This window comes from Enterococcus sp. BSD2780061688st2 D3, from assembly GCF_005844145.1.
Lineage (GTDB): Bacteria > Bacillota > Bacilli > Lactobacillales > Enterococcaceae > Enterococcus_B > Enterococcus_B durans.
Genome location: NZ_SPHN01000051.1, coordinates 1 through 2,480 on the forward strand (window position 1 = coordinate 1; position 2,480 = coordinate 2,480).

Genomic DNA, 2,480 nt, shown 5'->3' on the forward strand with positions numbered 1-2,480 from the left:
TGTAACTGTCAAGTAGAATTGTGCACTTTTTGCCAGATAACTTTGTGCACTTTTGTTACGTGAAGACTGATTCTCGATGTTTCATTCTATGACTCTCTCCATTAATATGAATAACTTCACAGCGATGAAGAAGTCGATCCAGAATAGCTGTCGCTATTCCTTGATCACCAAGCATCTTGCCCCAGCTGTCAGGTCCTTTGTTTGAAGTTAAAATGATCGAACTTTTTTCATACAAGTCACTGACTAGCTGGAAAAAGAGGTTGGCTTCTCTTGTTTCCATTGCCATAAACATCATGTCATCAATCACAACTAAATCTGCTTGTCTTATACGCCTCAATCGAATGGCTGATTTTCGGACGTATTCTTCAGTTTTAAGTAAGGTAATCAACTCACCCATTGAAACGAATGCCACTTGTTTCCCTTGGTCGATAGCTTCCAGTCCAAGGCCAATAGCTAAATGAGTTTTACCGACGCCTGGTGGACCTAAGAGGACCAGGTTGAATGTTTGATCCAACCAGTCGCATGCTCTTAATTGAGAAATCTGACGTTTACTAATCGAAACTGATTCGGTCGTGTCAAAGTCCTCTAAGGACTTTTCGAAGGGAAATTGCGCCCATTTTAAATGTTTCTGTCGTGTTTTCTCTTCGCGACGCTGTTCTTCATGGTCGCATATAGCGACAAGCAGCTCCTGGTAGGTCCAGGACTGCTGTTCAGCTTCACGGAGAAAGCCCGGGAGCGCTTGAGCTGTTTCAGTCATACGGAATTGCTTGAATTGTGATTGGAGATCTTCTGTGGTACTTATGATTGTTCCCCTCCTAACACCTGTAGATATGATTCAAAGGAACGTTCTACAGCGGTAATTGTCTGATATTTTTTTGATAAACTATTATTCCTTGTAGACTCGGAATCTGTCTGGACATCTCGACGGGCGATGTCATTGGCCACATCTCTTAATGTAACGGCACTAAATAAATTCAGAGATATACATTCATTTAAAGCTTTCTCTAAAAAATCACTGTTTCGTTCACTGACTGCTTCAATGACACGTAACTGGTCTCTTATATGCCTTGGGTAGTTGACCTTCAGTTGGTCAATGAAGATCATTGCCTTTTCCTCGTTTTGAAAAAGTCCAAGGACACGGCTAATATGATTATCTAGTTTCTGCTTTTTCGCATCTTCGCGTCCATGATCAGGATCTTTAGTCAGTTTGCCTTTCCCCTTAGCTAAGAGGTGAGTAGCGATTTGTTGGTCACTTTTCAATTCGAACACAGATAAACTAGTATCATTAACGACAACACGTACTTTGATTTTCTTCTGTGGCTGGTAGGTTCCTAGTGGAACCGAATAGTAATTGGATTTATATTGAATCGTATTGTCTTTCAGAACGGTCTTTGTTATACTTTCTTTGTTCGAGAGAATGAGTTTGTTAGAGATCGAGATGAGGTGTGACTTTTCCAGAGTGAACACGTCTATCGGTCTCTTTTTTGTTTTTTCATGTGTCTTATAGTTGCCTCTACGTTCTAACCAGGCTTCACAGCTTTCCTGCCAAGAAGTGATTGAATAAAAGCGTCGACCACGAGCGAAGTTATACTTCACAAATTTTACGACTGCTTCGACTTTTCCCTTGGACTCCGGATCAGCCGCTCGACATACATGGACGATAAACCCTCTCTCAAGTACATAGGCCTGGAACTGTTTGGTAAATAATATATCGCCGTGGTTCTCACTAACAATCATTAATTTGTCCTGATCATATACGATTTCTTCTGTCCGACCTCCGAAGTAGTCAAAAGCATTCTCATGTGCGCGAACGACATCTTTTGTCGTAAAGGGTCTCTCTTGCCACTCGACATATTTATATCGGGAGTGGGAGAGTACGAAGCCGATGCAGTAAAGCTTTATTCGTCCTTCGGTAAGTGCACGTTTAACTGTAATCTCACCAAAATCGACTTGGATCTGTCTGCCAGCTGGAAGCTCAGGAACAGCCTCGTAATTGCGATAAGTTAATCTTTTAGGAATACCGTAGGTTTCCCTTAACTCTCTGACATAAGAACGAATAGTACTGGGTGCTGCTTCTCTGTAATTAAACTGTTCCTCTAGCCAGTCTTCAATTTGAGCTGCGGACAGTTCTGGCTCATCACTCAGCCAGCTTAAAATAGTTTCTTTATATGGATCTAATTTTCTTTTCCGATTCGCTAAGGATTCTACCCACACAACTGCTTCGTTTGGTTCTTTCTTCAAATCACTAATTACTGTGTTACGGTGAATGCCAAGCATTCGACTAATTTTCGCATTTGAAAATCCTTTCTTTTTGTAATGATGCACTTTCGCAATTCTGTTCACTTTTTCAAAATCCACCTTCTTTTTCTCCTTCCAGTCAATAAACTAACGTTTCTAGTTTATCAAATGGAACGAAGTAATAGGGTAAAAGTGCACATTCTTATTTAGCAATAACTGCACAATACAGTCTAGCAGTTACA

General features: G+C 40.8%; 2 protein-coding genes. Both read right to left on the reverse strand.

Features of this window, described 5'->3' with window-relative positions:
- Positions 1–55 precede the first annotated feature (55 nt).
- A complete protein-coding gene (istB, locus tag FGQ66_RS14910) occupies positions 56–835 on the reverse strand; it encodes an IS21-like element helper ATPase IstB (RefSeq protein ID WP_308732891.1) in 780 nt (259 codons plus the stop codon).
- The gene (gene istA, locus FGQ66_RS14915) at positions 799–2,358 is read right to left on the reverse strand and encodes an IS21 family transposase (RefSeq protein WP_115255839.1); all 1,560 of its coding nucleotides are present in this window, start codon (positions 2,356–2,358) and stop codon (positions 799–801) included. Before istA ends, istB begins: the two co-directional genes overlap by 37 nt.
- Between the last annotated feature and the right edge of the window lie 122 nt (positions 2,359–2,480).